Source organism: Lysobacter korlensis, assembly GCF_042434515.1.
This window is the reverse complement of the sequence record NZ_JBHLTG010000009.1, coordinates 151,385-163,869: the sequence shown is the minus strand read 5'-3', so window position 1 is coordinate 163,869 and position 12,485 is coordinate 151,385. Positions and strand designations below refer to the sequence as shown.

The following is a 12,485-nucleotide window of genomic DNA, read 5'->3' as shown; positions in this document are numbered from 1 at the left end:
CTCAGTGCCCGTTCGTCAGTGGGGGTGACGCTCCGTTCCTGACGGAGTCGACCAAGAAGGGCCTCGTCACGTCCCGGTTGTCCACCACCCGAGACGCCCGGAGCCAGGGCGCGCACGAGTCGAAGTAGATGCGCTGACCTTCGACATACCTCCGCAACCGGGGATGGGCGGGGTCGGCCGGCGTGCCGTCGCGCTCAGCCATTCGTTTCGCGGTCACCTCGAATGGAACGTCGAGATACACGGAGAAATCCCACACCTGGGCGAGTTCGTCGCGGTGGAGGAAGAGGCCTTCGACGATCACCACCGAGCCGGGGCGAGCCTGCTGCAGCTCCGACGACACGTACTCGTCCTTCCGGGGGTCCGTCGCGGCGGTTCGGTAACGGCCGTCGCCGCCCGGACGGAAAGGCTGAAGCGCGAAGCGCCGCAGTGCCTCGTAGTCATAGCTGTCCAGCCAGAACCCCAGCGGCGAGTCGCGGCCACGTCGGTGGCGCACCGAACGCAGGTTCAGAAATGCGTCCGCGTGGATCAACACGACCGGTCGTCCGACGAGGCCCAGTTCGGCTGCCAGCTCCTCGGCGAACGACGTCTTCCCGCTGCCGTCGACGCCGTCGACGGCCACGAGCACGTAGCCGTCCCCCGGAGCGGGAACGTCGTTCGCGATCTGCCGGAGCAGCTCGGAGCGGGACGGGGATGCTGCGTTCATCGCTCGATTATGGGCGGGATCGCACGTGGTCACGCGTCCAGCCCTGGTGCGTCGAACGCCCGGAGCTCCCCGACGTCACCCCGGCACGCGGGAGAGGAATACCTGCACGGCGGTGTTGAAGGCCAGGGGCGCCTCGCCGTTCACGCCGTGGCCGGCCCCCGGCACCACGGCGAGCGTCGCATCCGGGATGCGGGACTGCAGCTGCCGGGTGACGGGAAGCGTCGCCCGCGCATCCTGCTCGCCGTTGATCAGCAGCGTCCGCACCTGGATAGTCGGCAGCACGTCGCGGACATCGGCCTGCCAGAAGGTGCGCGCGACCGGCGTGAATCCGCCGGGGCGCACGTCGCGGAGGATCTCCATCGCCTCGGCGAAGAGCTCGGGTGACGGGTCGCTGTAGACGGTCGCCAGGAAGTCCGGCCCCCACTCGTCGGCCGGTCTGGTGAGCGCGCCTTCGGCCCACGCGATCCGCCGGGCGACCTCCTCGGCGGCGAGCGAGCCAGCCCATCCCGCGTACGCCCCGGCCAGCACCAGCGACCGCACGGCCTCGGGATGATGCCGGTAGAGCACCAGGGCATACAGCGATCCGAAGGAGATGCCGCCCACGTGTGCGGACTCCAGCCCGAGTGCGCGGAGGAAGCCGGCGGCGATGTCGGCGTACTCGGCCAACGCGAACCCGGGCGGCGCATCGGCCGAGACCCCGCAGCCCAGGCAGTCCATCGCGATCACGTCGAGCTCGTCGGCGAGCCCGTCGAGCTGCGGCCGCCACTCCCGGCTGTCGCTGAAGCCGCCGTGGAGGAGCAGCAGCGGCTTCCCGCGTCCTGCGCGGCGGTAGCCGATCCGCAGCCCGCAGACCTCGACGGTGCGCGGCTCTGCGTCCATGCCTCCAGCATGACCCCATGGTGGCGTCAGTCTCTAGGCTGGAACCACACGGCAAGGGAGGCGCAGCGTGCGGAAGCGTGCGGGTTCGGTGCTCCTCGCCGCCGGGATGACGGCGCTCATGGCGCTCGCCGTGCTCTCCGCCGCCGTCCGCGGCCCGTGGACCACCGAGCCGCGGGACTTCGAGTTCCCGTTCGAGCCGGGCCCCGTGCCGACCCTCGTGGCGCCGGAGGAAGAGGAACAGGGACCCGAGGTCGCGGCCGACCAGTCCGGACTCGACGCGCTCGATGTCACCTGGATGGCCGTGGTCGCCGGGATGATCCTCCTCACCGTCCTGATCCTGCTGCTGCTTCGGCTGATCCGGCGCCTCCGCCGCCCGATCGGCGGCGCGCAGGCGCCGCGAGGGCTTCCGAGCGACATCGACGCGCCACCGGAGCCCGACATCCCCGTGCTGCTGCGCGGAGTGAGCGCCGCGCGTGAACTCCTCACCCGGTTCGCCGAGCCCTCGGATGCAGTCGTCGCAGCCTGGCTCGCCCTCGAGGAGGCGGCCGACCGCTCCGGTGTGCACCGGCGGCCCTCGTCCACGCCGACCGAGTTCACCATGGCGGTCCTCGCCGCCACCCCGGCGCCGCCCGCCGCGACCCGCGAGCTCCTCGACCTCTACCGCACCGCCCGCTTCTCGACGCATCCGATCACCGCGACGGACCTGGACCGCGCCGCCGGCTGCCTGGCCGAGATCGCCGAGAGCTTCACCGCGGCCGCCGGCGCCGAGCGGGCGGAGGCGCGGGGATGAACGGGAACACTCCGGGCTTCGGCGGCTCCCTCGGCTGGACGCTGATTCTCGCCCTCGTGATCGGAGTCGGGTCGTACCTCATCGGCCTCCCCGCCGCGCTCGCCGCGGTCCTCGCCGCCGCGGTCGGGATCGCGGGCGCCGCACTGTCCATCGGCGGCCGGGTGCAGGACCGCCGGCTCCCCGATCCGCAGATCGACCTCCGACAGGGCGCACGCCGCGAGATCAAGCAGCTCTCCTGGACCGCCGGCGGCCAGCGGAACCGGCTCGACGAACCGGTCGTCCGCCGCCTTCGCCTCGTCGCCGTCGCCCGTCTCGCCGCCCGCGGCATCGACCTCGACGATCCGCGGCACCGGCCCCGGGCGGAGCAGCTCCTCGGCCGCTCCACGTATCGGGTGCTCGCCTCCCCGGCCGGCCAGTCCGCCGCCGTGATGCAGCGCTGCATCGCCGCCATCGACCGGCTCGACGAGCTTCCCGCCGAGCGGACGCCGCCAACCAGACCCGCCACCTCCGTCCCCGGAAGGACCGCATGATCTCCGCACCGCCACCCGTGCCCGCCGCCGAACCGCTGCCGGTTCCCGAGATCGCCCGGCTGAGCACCACCGTGCTCGACGAGGTCGGCACGGTGGTGGTCGGCATGAAGTCGGCGCTGCGCACAGCGCTCGCCGCGATCCTGGCCGGCGGGCACGTGCTGTTCGAAGACGTCCCTGGCCTCGGCAAGACGCTCGCCGCCCGGTCGCTCGCGGCGGCGCTCGGCCTCGACTTCCGCCGCCTGCAGTGCACGCCGGACCTGCTGCCCGCCGACATCACCGGCTCCTACGTCTACGACCCCGCTGAGTCCACCTTCGTGTTCCGGCCGGGCCCCGTGTTCACCGGCCTGCTCCTCGCCGACGAGATCAACCGCACCGCGCCGAAGACCCAGTCGGCGCTGCTGGAGGCGATGGCCGAGCGGCAGGTGACCGTCGAAGGCAACAGCTTTCCGCTGCAGCGGCCGTTCCACGTCATGGCGACCTCGAACCCGGTGGAGTACGAGGGCACCTATCCGCTGCCGGAGGCGCAGCTCGACCGGTTCATGGTGCGGCTCGCCGTCGGCTACCCGGAGGCGGACGCCGAGGCCGACGTGCTGCTCCGCCGCCTCGACCGGCGGCGCGAGGAGACCACGGTGCGGCCGGTCGTCGACTCGGCGACGCTGCTGCGGATGCAGGCGGGCGTCGAGGAGGTGCACGTGGACCCGGACATCGTCCGGTACTGCGTCGACCTCGCCGGCAGCACCCGGCACCACGGCGAGGTGGAGCTGGGCGCCTCGCCTCGCGGGTCGCAGGCGCTGATGCTCGTCTCCCGTGCCCTCGCCGTGCTGTCCGGCCGCGACTTCGTCACCCCGGAGGACATCAAGGAGATCGCCGTCAGCGCCCTCGCTCACCGGCTCACCCTCACCCCGCAGGCGTGGACCAGCGGCGTGCAGCCCGCCGAAGTGGTGGAGTCGCTGCTCACCGAGGTGCCAGGTCCCGCGGTGGTGGGCTCGGCGCACCGATGACCTGGCGCGTCAGCGAGACGGCGGTCGCCTATGCGGTGGCCGCCGCGCTGCTGCTGGCGCTCGGCGTCGTGGCGGGACGGGCGGATGTCGCGGTGCTCGGCGTGCCGCTCGCCGGTGTGGTGCTGTGGGGCTGGCTCCGCCGTCCTCTCGGCGGCGCGTCGGCCCGGATCGCCCGGACCCGCCCCCCCGCGAAGCACGGTGAGGTCGCGGCGACGCTGGAGCTGCAGGCTCCGGCCGGTGCCGACGCGGTGTGGGTGCGCGTCGAGGCGCCGGGCCACACCGCGCTGCACGCGCTGGTGCGCGCGGAGGCGGCCCGCGACATCCGGGTGTCGATCGAGTCGGTGCGCACCGGACGGTTCCGGATGTTCGCCGGCGGCTGGCTCGGGATCGGCGCGAGCGGCGTGACGCGTGGCGCGCCCGAGGTGATCTCCGGCACGACGGTGACGCTGACGCCGCGCGTCCGGGCACTCCGGGAGCTGCCGCTGCCGTTCCGGCTGCAGGGCCTCACCGGCGGGCACCACTCACGCCGCGCCGGGGACGGCGGTGACCTGCGCGACGTGAACCCGTTCACCCCCGGCGACCGGTTGCGGCGAATCGACTGGCGGGTGACCGCCCGTCGCGCCGGGCAGGGCACGTCGGCCGCCGGCGTCGCGGTCGACGGGCGGAGCCGTCTCACGGAACTGTACGTGCGGCGCACGTTCGCCACCGCGGATGCGACCGTGATGCTGGTCATTGACTCGCGCGACGAGGTCGGCCCGGACGTGACCGCCTGGGGCGACCGGCTCCCCGCCCGGCATGACGAGGCCACCTCCCTCGACCTCGCGCGCGAGGCGGCGGCGTCCCTCGCCCGCCACTATCTCGACCAGGGTGACCGGGTCGGCATGGTCGATCTCGGGCGCTCCCGCGCACCCGTCCCGTCGGCGGGCGGACGCCGCCACCTGCACCGTCTCACGCAGCGGCTGGTGCTCGCTCAGCCGGAGGGCGACCCGTTCGGCCGGGTGCGCCCGCCGCAGATCCCGTCCGGTGCGCTCATCGTGCTGTTCTCGACCTTCCTCGACGACCAGTCCGTGAACACCGCCGTGGTGTGGCGCCACTCCGGGCACCGGGTCGTCGCCGTCGACGTGCTGCCCATGCCGGTGCCGGACTACCTGCCGCCGGCCGAGCGCGTCGCGTTCGGGATCCTCCGGCTGGAACGGGAGGAGCGGCTGAAGAACCTGGTCCGCTCGGGTGTCGAACTGGTCCCGTGGGAGGGCAGCGCCGCGGCGCGTGGCCGGAACGACGCACCCGTGCAGCTCACCGCCCTCGCGAGAAGCCGGGTCCGCCGATGAGCGCGTCGAGCCCCGTAGAGGCCGCTCTGGCTCGAGCGAACGAACGCCTCCGCCGCGCCCTCGGGACGTCCCGCCCGCTCCCTCGGGTCGCGGCCGAGCTCCGCACCCCCGTTCCTACCTGGGCGCTCCGCGCGCTGCAGGTTCTCGTGCTCTTCGGCTGCATCGCCCTGGCCGCCCCGAATGTCCTCGGCTGGTTCCTCGGCATCACGATCGGAACGCTCACGGTCGTCGTCCCGCGCCCGTTCTGGCCGGCGGCGTTCGCGGTGTGCGCCGGGGCCCTGGTGTGGTTCGGCTCCGCCGAGGCATTCCCCCCGAGCGCATTCGCGCTGATCTTCGGCGTGCACCTGCTGGTCGTGCTCGCTGCGGTTCTCGACCGCATCCCGCTCACCGCCCGAGTCGAACTGCCGGTGCTGACCGGCCAGGCGCGGCGGTTCGTCGTGGTGCAGGGGTTCAGCCAGGCGCTCGCGCTGGTGGCCGCCTGGATCACCGATCGGGAGATGTCCGCGACCTGGCTGGCCGTGGCGGCCGGTGCGCTCGTCGCGGTGGTGATGTGGGTGATCGTCGCGCGGCTCAACCGGGCCGCGGAGCGGGAGGCCGACGCCGGGGTGTAGGCGTGGCAGGCTCAGTCGTGCGGGTCGTCGACGCGGCGTGCGAAGAACACGCGGGGAGATCCGTCCTCGGTGCGGCGCCCCGTCTCACGGAACCCGCGCCGCGGATAGAAGGCGAGGTTCTCGGTCATCTTCTCGTGCGTGTAGAGACGGACCTCGGGGACGCCGGCTCGGCGCGCCAGTTCGTCCGAGATGGCGAGCAGCGAGGAGCCGAGCCCCCTTCCCCGTTCGCTCGTGGCTACCGCCAGGTTCTCGACCAGCAGATGGTCCGGATGCACCGACGTCACCAGCAGGCCCACGATGCGGCCTTCCCGGCGGGCGACGAGGGCACGTCCCGCGGCGACGATCGCGGAATAGTCCTCCTCGAGCGGGCCGGCCGGACCGCCGATCCGTTCGGTGTACGGATCGTACGCCTCGTGCACCAGCGCCTCGATCGCGGCGACGTCGCTCGACCGAGCTGTCGTGACCTCTGCGCCCTCCACGGGGCACAGGGTAGCGCAGGCGCCGTCGCATCCCGGGACTGCGGATTCGCTCCATTCCCCGACACGTGACCCGTGCGCTTTCTAGCGTGGGAGGACGACATGCGAACGGAGGACCCGATGGCGGTGAAGCTGAACAAAAAGGCGTACGAGCACGCGAAGCGCCTCATCCGGGACGGCAAGGTGGTGCGCGACGGGCGGGACGACTGGAGCGAGGCCGCGCCCAGCGCGGAGGAGGAGAACACGTTCCTCGAGAAGCACGGCTGGGACGAGTTCGCCCTGTGGCACCTCGGCATCGATGAGGAGAAGTCCGAGGAGACGAAGGGGCGCTTCAGCTTCCCCTATGGCGACTTCACGAAGGTGCGGCGCGGGGGAGTGATCTCCGGCGAGAGTCGCGCGGCGCAGAACGACCACGACGACATCACGAAGGCGCTGAAGGACCTGCTGAACCGCATCGACGAGGGCTGAGCCCGCCCTTTGCCCGGCCGCCGAGTGCCCGTTCCGGCCCGGTGCACCCGCTCTGCGGGGCGCACGAGGCCGGAACGGGAACAGGAGCGGCAGCGGAGGCGGGCGTCAGCGGCCGGACCGGTTCGCGCGGAGCACTTCGAGCCGTGCCCGGTACTCCTGCTCATCGATCTCACCCTTCGCGTACCGGTCGCCGAGGGTCTGCTCCGGGGAGCCGTGCATCTGCCACGGTCCGCCGCCCCGCCGCCAGCGCCGGCCGAGGAACGCGAAGAGCAGCACGAAGACGGTGATCCAGAACAGCGGCACGAGCAGCCACAGCCAGCCGAAGCCGCCGGGCCCGTTCCAGTGGGTGGTGAGCGGGGCCGCCGCAACCGCGGCCGCCGTGAGTGCGCTCAACATGGTGTCGTCCTTTCGTCGTGGGCCCGGATCTCGGACCCTCGACGTTCAGCCTCCGCTTCGGCGGCCGATCGCGAATCCGCCGGTCGGTGTCCGTTCCGTACGCCTCTCGGAGCAGCGGATGGGCGCCGCCTACTCCCGCCAGCCGGGTCGGACGAGGCCCGTTTCGTACGCGAGCACCACGAGCTGCACCCGGTCCCGCGCATCGAGCTTCGTCATGATGCGCGACACGTGCGTCTTCGCGGTCAGCGGGCTGAGGAACAGTTCGTGGGCGACCTCCGCGTTCGTCTTCCCCTGCCCGACCAGCGCGAGCACCTCCCGCTCACGATCGGTCAGCGCCTCGAGCGGGGCGGCGTCGGGCGCTTCGCGGAGGTCGGCGGCGAACCGCTCGAGCAGCCGCCGGGTGACGCTCGGGCTCAGCAGCGCGTCGCCGGACGCGACCACGCGGATCGCGCGGATCAGCTCCACCGGCTCGGTGTCCTTCACCAGGAATCCGCTGGCTCCCGCGCGGATCGCCCGGGAAACGTAGTCGTCCAGCTCGAAGGTGGTGAGGATGACGACATGGGTGCCGGCGAGCCTCGGGTCCGCCACGATCTGCTCGGTCGCCCACAGGCCGTCGCCGTCCGGCATCCGGATGTCCATGAGCACGACGTCGGGCGTGGTCCGCTTCACCAGCGCGACCGCCTCGGTGCCGGTGGCGGCTTCGCCGACGACCGTCAGGTCCGGTTCGGCGCTGAGCAGGCTGCGGAAGCCGGCCCGGATCAGCTGCTGGTCGTCGGCGATGGCGACGGTGGTCACGGGGCGTCCTCTCGCGAACTGGGGATCCGTGCGGTCACCCGGTAGCCGCCGCCCGGTCGCGGGCCGGCGTCGAGCGTGCCGCCGAGAAGCTCCGCCCGCTCCCGCATGCCGAGAATCCCGCGGCCGGTCTCCGAACCGCCCCCCGAACCGGTCCCTGGTTTGCCTGAGCCGTCGTCGGTCACGTCGGCGACGACATCCGCGCCGTCCAACCGGACCGAGACGGTCGCGTGCCGGGCGTTGGCGTGCCGGACCACATTGGTGAGCGACTCCTGCACGATGCGGTAGACCGCGAGCTGCACCTGACGCGGGAGACCCGCGGCCGCCACATCCGGCGGCAGGTCGAGCGTCACCGAGACGCCTTGCGCGGAGACGCGAGCGGTCAGCCGCTGCAGCTGCGACAGGTCCGGCTCCGGCACCAGCGGCGCACCCGCCGTGGTGTCGTCGGCGCGGAGCACGCCGAGCACCGAGCGGACCTCGTCGAGCGCCGTCTTGCTGGTCGCCTTGATCTCGGCGAGCGCGGCCGCCGCCTGTGCCGGATCGCGCTCCATCAGGTGCAGCCCGACCCCCGCCTGCACGTTGATCGAGCTGAGCGAGTGCGCCAGCACATCGTGCAACTCCCGGGCGATGCGCACGCGTTCTGCCTCCGCAGCCGTCTGCCGGCGCTGTGCGTTCGCACGCCGGTAGGCGGCGATCCGCTCCTGCCGGGCGCGCACCGCCTCGCCGATGCCGAGCATCGCGAGCACCCCGAACGTGGTGAAGGCGATCCGCCCGGGTGAGACGGCCGCGCCGCGCAGCAGCACCGCGGCCAGCGCGCCCAGCCACACGGCGCCGACCGCGCTCCACGCCCACACCCGGGCTCCGCGAACGATCGCGCCGAGAATGGCGAACGCCAGCGCGATGTACGGCGGGCCGGGCGTCCCGGCGAGGATCAGCAGGTCGGTGATGGCGGCACCGGCGACCACCGCGACGACCGGACCGGGGAACCGGCGGGCTCCGATCAGCGCGACCGGGCCGATCAGCGCGAGGGCGAGCGATCCGGGCCATCCGGCGCGGAGCTCGACGGCGTGCGCGCTCTGGAGCCGCCCCCAGGTGCCCTGCCACTCGACGACCGAACCCGGCACCTGCACCAGGAACGAGATGACCACCGGCACCCATAGCCGCAGCGCCCGCGACGGGCCGCGACGCGGCCATTCCCCGTCCCACCGCGCGCCGTCGGCGCCGAGCTCGGGAGCCGACATGCTCGAATGCTACTCGGGACGTCGTTGTCGGCATCCGCTGGGGGGCGGCAGGTGCGTACTCCCGTGGGAGTACTTCCTGGCATCCTGCGCATACAGAGAATTGCCCATCTCTCCCGCCCCTGAAATGGGTCATCCGCCCGATTCCGCGCCTACGAGACCTTCCTAGCCTCGAGACATGGAATTCCCGATCGCCGCCGGCATGCTTTCGACCGCACTCTTCGCGGCCAGCAACCTCCCCATGGTGCTGAAGGCTGCCCGCATGCGTGATCTGCGGTCATACAGCCTCGGCAACCTCGCGCTCATCAACGCGGCGAACGGCGTCCACTCCCTCTATGTCTTCAACCTGCCGATCGGGCCGATCTGGCTGCTGCACGGGCTCTACCTCGTGGCCTCGGCCGTCATGCTCGCGATGTTCATCAGGTTCTCCCGGCACGCGGAGCCCAGTCCACACCATTCGAATCAGAACGGGAGGCGGAGCGATGGACATGGAACCATTCCCCGCATCGTCCGAGCCGGTTGACACCGTCATCATCGGAGGCGGTCAGTCAGGACTCGCACTCGGCTATCACCTTGCCCGGTGCAAGGTGCATTTCGTGATTCTCGACGCGGAAGCGCGGATCGGGGACGCTTGGCGCCGCCGCTGGAATTCGATGCGGCTGTTCACGCCGGCGAAGTACGACGGTCTGCCGGGGATGCCGTTCCCCGGCGATCGGCTGTCGTTCCCGACGAAGGACGAGCAGGCCGACTACCTGGAGGCGTACGCCGCACGGTTCGCTCTGCCAGTCCGCACCGGCGTCCGCGTGGAGCGGGTGCGGCGGATCAAGGACGAATTCCTCGTGGAGGCCGGCAGCAGCCGGTGGCGGGCACGCAGCGTGGTGCTCGCGACGGGAGGGAACCAACTGCCGTTCGTGCCGCGCTTCGCGGATCGGCTGGCCGACTCGATCCTGCAGCTGCACTCCAGCGAGTACCGGGAACCGGCCCAGCTCCGGCCCGGCGCGGTGCTCGTCGTCGGTGTCGGGAACTCAGGCGCGGAGATCGCCCTCGAACTGAGTCGTGACCGGGCCGTGGTGCTCTCCGGCGAGCCGACGGGTGAGCTCCCATTCCGTCACGGGCGGAACGCCGCACGGTACGCGCTGCCGGTGATCCGTTTCGTGGGCACGCGGGTGCTCACCCTTGGCACACCGATCGGCAGGAAGGCAGCCGTGCGGTTCGCCGGGCCTCCGCTGATCCGCACTCGGCTGCGGGATCTTGCCGCCGCCGGCGTGACCCGGGTTCCGCGGATCGCCGATGTCGTCGACGGCCGCCCGGCGACCGCGGAGGGACGGCTCCTTGACGTCGTGAACGTCGTCTGGTGCACCGGATACCGGGAGGACTACGCGCTGCTGGACGTGCAGGGCCTCGGCCTGCCCGGCGTTCCGGCTCAGCGGCCGGAGCACGTCCGCGGCGTCGTGGCGGCGGTGCCGGGGCTCTACCTGCTCGGCCAGGAGTTCCTCTTCGCAGTCACGTCGGCGACGCTCCCGGGCGTCCGGCGGGACGCGAAGTACCTGGCGTCGCAGATCACGGCCAGGAGTCAGCGTGCGTCAGACCAGCCGGTGCTGGTAGGCGTAGGCGGTCGCGGCCGCCCGTGATTGCAGATCCAGTTTTGCGAAGATGTTGCTGATGTGACGGGCGACCGTCTTCTCGCTGAGGTACAGCTCCGCGGCGATCGCCTTGTTCGTGAGGCCCGACGCAACCAGCTGCAGGACCTCCAGCTCCCGCGCGGTCAGGGGAGTGTCGCTGAGCTGCCGGTGCACGGCGTCCAGCTCTTCGACGCTCGGCCCCGCGCCGAGCTCGACGAAGATCGCCCGCGCGCCCTGGAACTCCAGGTCGGCTGAGACGTCGTCCTCGAGCATGCGGTGGGCGTGGCCGACCACCGCACGGCACTGCGCCAGCTCATAGGGAACATCGAGATCGCGCCAGAGTGCGCTCGCCCGACGCGCCTCGACGAGCGCGCCGTGCGCGTCCCCCTCCTGGAGCAGTACCGCCGCCTCCGCATGACTCGCCGATGCCTGCAGCATCGGCATCCGGATGTCGGAGCTGAGAGTGCGGAGCTCGTCCGCTGCCGCGCGTGCCGTGTCGACGTGTCCCGCGGCGAGCTCGATGGCGACCGAGGCAGGAAGCAGACGCCGCCGGGTGGCAGGGTCGGCGCCCTGGACTGCGGCGCGGATGAGGGCGAGCGCGACCTCGACCTGGCCGCGTGCCAGCGACAGGAGGGCGAGGCCCGGCTGTGGGTCGAACCCCGTCTCGCCGGCGCGACGGTAGGACTCCTCCGCCTCCTCGAACTGGCCCCGCAGCCGCTCGATCTCGCCCTTCTGGTAGAAGGCGCCATACGCGGCGTCGCGGTCGCCCCACCCATACCGCTCCACCGCGATCAGCGCCGCACTGTATGCATCCGACCAGGCGCCGTGAAGCCGGTACAACGCCGAGCGGTGGGCCTGACACTGAGCGCTGAACGAGATCATGTCCGGCTGCGAGGCGCACCAGTGGTCGAGCGCGACGGTCCACTCGCGGGCGCGCTGGAGGTCGTAGACCAAGTGGCAGAAGCCGATCACCGCGCAGTAGATGATGCCCGCCGGCAGGGGGGAGATCTCGTCTGCGGTCACGGCGACCATCGCCTCGTCGAAGAGGGACATGCCCTCCTCCACCCTGCCCGCCATGAGCCGCGCCTGCCCCCGGCCGAGCTGTGCGATGCAGGAGATGTCTCGGTCTCCGAAGCGCTGTGCGAATTCGGCGAGCCGGTCGAACGCCCGCAGCGCCACGTCGACGTCGCCGGTGTACAGCGAACCCAGGCCGACGGGTATCAGAAGGAACCCCTGCGCGTCCTCCGGTTCGCCGTGCCCCTGCACCAGCCGCTGTGCTCGTGCAAGCCAGCCGCCGCCGCGTGCCCGGTTTCCATGTGTCAACAGCTGGATCCCCAGCCACGCTGCACAACGGGCTGCACTCGAAACGTCGTTCTCGGCGAGGAACGCCTCGTGCGCACGGGTCAGCGTGTCGATGCCGTCGGTCTCGAGACCGAGCAGGAACGCCGAAGTCGCCGCCAACTCCAGATCGCGGGCAGGCAACGGCCCCTCGCGCTCTGCCTCGGTGAACGCGACGCGGGCAGTGGTCCAGCGATGCTCCTGGTAAGCGAGCCGTGCACGTTCGAGAGCAGCAGACATTGCGGTCCGGCTTTCATCCGCGGTGTGTCACGCCGTCCGGCGCCCGAGCAGATGCCCGTCACGCTACGCCGGT

General features: G+C 71.9%; 15 protein-coding genes. 8 read left to right on the top strand and 7 right to left on the bottom strand.

The genetic code is table 11. The annotated features are described in order from the left end of the window. Position 1: 1 nt before the first annotated feature. Both ACFFGH_RS28625 and ACFFGH_RS28620 read right to left on the bottom strand, forming a co-directional pair. Positions 2-703, bottom strand: a complete 702-nt coding sequence (locus ACFFGH_RS28625; RefSeq protein ID WP_386675144.1) for an AAA family ATPase — start codon at positions 701-703, stop codon at positions 2-4. Positions 704-778: 75 nt separating this feature from the next. Continuing rightward, a complete protein-coding gene (locus tag ACFFGH_RS28620) occupies positions 779-1,582 on the bottom strand; it encodes an alpha/beta fold hydrolase (RefSeq protein WP_386675141.1) in 804 nt (267 codons plus the stop codon). Positions 1,583-1,649: 67 nt separating this feature from the next. Between ACFFGH_RS28620 and ACFFGH_RS28615 the strand changes: the two genes are divergently transcribed. The 5 genes from ACFFGH_RS28615 to ACFFGH_RS28595 are packed head-to-tail and all read left to right on the top strand — an operon-like array spanning position 1,650 to position 5,842. Beyond that, positions 1,650-2,372: a DUF4129 domain-containing protein gene (locus tag ACFFGH_RS28615; RefSeq protein WP_386675138.1), complete on the top strand. Its 723-nt coding sequence runs from the start codon at positions 1,650-1,652 to the stop codon at positions 2,370-2,372. Next, on the top strand, positions 2,369-2,902 hold the full coding sequence (locus ACFFGH_RS28610) for a hypothetical protein (RefSeq protein WP_386675135.1): 534 nt from the start codon (positions 2,369-2,371) through the stop codon (positions 2,900-2,902). Before ACFFGH_RS28615 ends, ACFFGH_RS28610 begins: the two co-directional genes overlap by 4 nt. Continuing rightward, a complete protein-coding gene (locus ACFFGH_RS28605) occupies positions 2,899-3,903 on the top strand; it encodes an AAA family ATPase (protein ID WP_386675132.1) in 1,005 nt (334 codons plus the stop codon). Before ACFFGH_RS28610 ends, ACFFGH_RS28605 begins: the two co-directional genes overlap by 4 nt. Further along, positions 3,900-5,231 (top strand): DUF58 domain-containing protein, encoded by a 1,332-nt coding sequence (locus tag ACFFGH_RS28600; RefSeq protein WP_386675129.1) that lies wholly within the window; start codon positions 3,900-3,902, stop codon positions 5,229-5,231. The genes ACFFGH_RS28605 and ACFFGH_RS28600 overlap by 4 nt, the downstream gene beginning before the upstream one ends. Next, positions 5,228-5,842, top strand: coding sequence for a hypothetical protein (locus ACFFGH_RS28595; RefSeq protein ID WP_386675126.1), 615 nt, complete (start codon positions 5,228-5,230; stop codon positions 5,840-5,842). Before ACFFGH_RS28600 ends, ACFFGH_RS28595 begins: the two co-directional genes overlap by 4 nt. 11 nt (positions 5,843-5,853) lie before the next feature. Here the strand turns inward: ACFFGH_RS28595 and ACFFGH_RS28590 are convergent, their stop codons facing one another. Then, the gene (locus tag ACFFGH_RS28590) at positions 5,854-6,321 is read right to left on the bottom strand and encodes a GNAT family N-acetyltransferase (RefSeq protein ID WP_386675123.1); all 468 of its coding nucleotides are present in this window, start codon (positions 6,319-6,321) and stop codon (positions 5,854-5,856) included. Positions 6,322-6,420: 99 nt separating this feature from the next. Between ACFFGH_RS28590 and ACFFGH_RS28585 the strand changes: the two genes are divergently transcribed. Beyond that, entirely contained in the window at positions 6,421-6,786 is a 366-nt protein-coding gene (locus ACFFGH_RS28585; protein ID WP_386675120.1) for a hypothetical protein, read from the top strand. Between the two features lie 105 nt (positions 6,787-6,891). Here ACFFGH_RS28585 and ACFFGH_RS28580 read toward each other — a convergent pair whose 3' ends face one another. The 3 genes from ACFFGH_RS28580 to ACFFGH_RS28570 all read right to left on the bottom strand — a co-directional run bounded on the left by ACFFGH_RS28580 (position 6,892) and on the right by ACFFGH_RS28570 (position 9,215). Beyond that, entirely contained in the window at positions 6,892-7,182 is a 291-nt protein-coding gene (locus ACFFGH_RS28580; protein WP_386675117.1) for an SHOCT domain-containing protein, read from the bottom strand. A 129-nt stretch (positions 7,183-7,311) separates the two neighbouring features. Continuing rightward, the gene (locus tag ACFFGH_RS28575; protein WP_386675114.1) at positions 7,312-7,977 is read right to left on the bottom strand and encodes a response regulator; all 666 of its coding nucleotides are present in this window, start codon (positions 7,975-7,977) and stop codon (positions 7,312-7,314) included. After that, positions 7,974-9,215, bottom strand: a complete 1,242-nt coding sequence (locus tag ACFFGH_RS28570; RefSeq protein WP_386675111.1) for a sensor histidine kinase — start codon at positions 9,213-9,215, stop codon at positions 7,974-7,976. The genes ACFFGH_RS28575 and ACFFGH_RS28570 overlap by 4 nt, the downstream gene beginning before the upstream one ends. A gap of 175 nt (positions 9,216-9,390) precedes the next feature. Here ACFFGH_RS28570 and ACFFGH_RS28565 point away from each other — a divergent pair, with 175 nt between their 5' ends. Both ACFFGH_RS28565 and ACFFGH_RS28560 read left to right on the top strand, forming a co-directional pair. Continuing rightward, positions 9,391-9,735 (top strand): hypothetical protein, encoded by a 345-nt coding sequence (locus ACFFGH_RS28565; RefSeq protein WP_386675108.1) that lies wholly within the window; start codon positions 9,391-9,393, stop codon positions 9,733-9,735. Continuing rightward, on the top strand, positions 9,701-10,843 hold the full coding sequence (locus ACFFGH_RS28560; RefSeq protein WP_386675105.1) for a flavin-containing monooxygenase: 1,143 nt from the start codon (positions 9,701-9,703) through the stop codon (positions 10,841-10,843). Before ACFFGH_RS28565 ends, ACFFGH_RS28560 begins: the two co-directional genes overlap by 35 nt. Here ACFFGH_RS28560 and ACFFGH_RS28555 read toward each other — a convergent pair. After that, positions 10,796-12,412 (bottom strand): LuxR C-terminal-related transcriptional regulator, encoded by a 1,617-nt coding sequence (locus ACFFGH_RS28555; RefSeq protein WP_386675102.1) that lies wholly within the window; start codon positions 12,410-12,412, stop codon positions 10,796-10,798. The genes ACFFGH_RS28560 and ACFFGH_RS28555 overlap by 48 nt on opposite strands. Positions 12,413-12,485 lie beyond the last annotated feature (73 nt).

Coding starts and splice junctions, on each gene's coding strand:
- ACFFGH_RS28595 (WP_386675126.1), top strand. CDS start 5,228: ATGAGCGCGTCGAGCCCCGTAGAGGCCGCTCTGGCTCGAGCGAACGAA.
- ACFFGH_RS28555 (WP_386675102.1), bottom strand. CDS start 12,412: ATGTCTGCTGCTCTCGAACGTGCACGGCTCGCTTACCAGGAGCATCGC.
- ACFFGH_RS28620 (WP_386675141.1), bottom strand. CDS start 1,582: ATGGACGCAGAGCCGCGCACCGTCGAGGTCTGCGGGCTGCGGATCGGC.
- ACFFGH_RS28580 (WP_386675117.1), bottom strand. CDS start 7,182: ATGTTGAGCGCACTCACGGCGGCCGCGGTTGCGGCGGCCCCGCTCACC.
- ACFFGH_RS28560 (WP_386675105.1), top strand. CDS start 9,701: ATGGAACCATTCCCCGCATCGTCCGAGCCGGTTGACACCGTCATCATC.
- ACFFGH_RS28600 (WP_386675129.1), top strand. CDS start 3,900: ATGACCTGGCGCGTCAGCGAGACGGCGGTCGCCTATGCGGTGGCCGCC.
- ACFFGH_RS28625 (WP_386675144.1), bottom strand. CDS start 703: ATGAACGCAGCATCCCCGTCCCGCTCCGAGCTGCTCCGGCAGATCGCG.
- ACFFGH_RS28585 (WP_386675120.1), top strand. CDS start 6,421: ATGCGAACGGAGGACCCGATGGCGGTGAAGCTGAACAAAAAGGCGTAC.
- ACFFGH_RS28565 (WP_386675108.1), top strand. CDS start 9,391: ATGGAATTCCCGATCGCCGCCGGCATGCTTTCGACCGCACTCTTCGCG.
- ACFFGH_RS28610 (WP_386675135.1), top strand. CDS start 2,369: ATGAACGGGAACACTCCGGGCTTCGGCGGCTCCCTCGGCTGGACGCTG.
- ACFFGH_RS28605 (WP_386675132.1), top strand. CDS start 2,899: ATGATCTCCGCACCGCCACCCGTGCCCGCCGCCGAACCGCTGCCGGTT.
- ACFFGH_RS28570 (WP_386675111.1), bottom strand. CDS start 9,215: ATGTCGGCTCCCGAGCTCGGCGCCGACGGCGCGCGGTGGGACGGGGAA.